This window comes from Carboxydocella sp. ULO1 (genome assembly GCF_002049255.1).
Classification (GTDB): domain Bacteria; phylum Bacillota.
The window spans coordinates 1-260 of the sequence record NZ_BDLQ01000112.1; the positions used below are offsets into that span (position 1 = coordinate 1).

Below are 260 nucleotides of genomic sequence, written 5' to 3' on the forward strand. Positions count from 1 at the left end.
CCGCCGCGCAATGCACCGGAACGGCGTAACGTTTCATATACTTCCAGTAACCTATGGTTGAAGTATGCCGGGGTGATACTAACTTGAAAGGCACCCCTTCTTTTGTCGCTATCCGATACATTGCTCCTACCATTTTCGCAAATGGAAAATTGGAAGCCATGCGGTTAAACTTTTTATTAGTGTCCAGCCTGTCTTTGCCAAAGTTCAGGTTTTCTAAAACAATGGGTTTGCCTAAAAAGAAAGCTATATCTACCACTACT

Annotated in this window: 1 protein-coding gene; it reads right to left on the minus strand. The window is 43.5% G+C overall.

The annotated features are described in order from the left end of the window. Nucleotides 1-260: IS200/IS605 family accessory protein TnpB-related protein (locus ULO1_RS12315; RefSeq protein WP_143325463.1), on the minus strand; the 260-nt coding region annotated here is incomplete at both ends.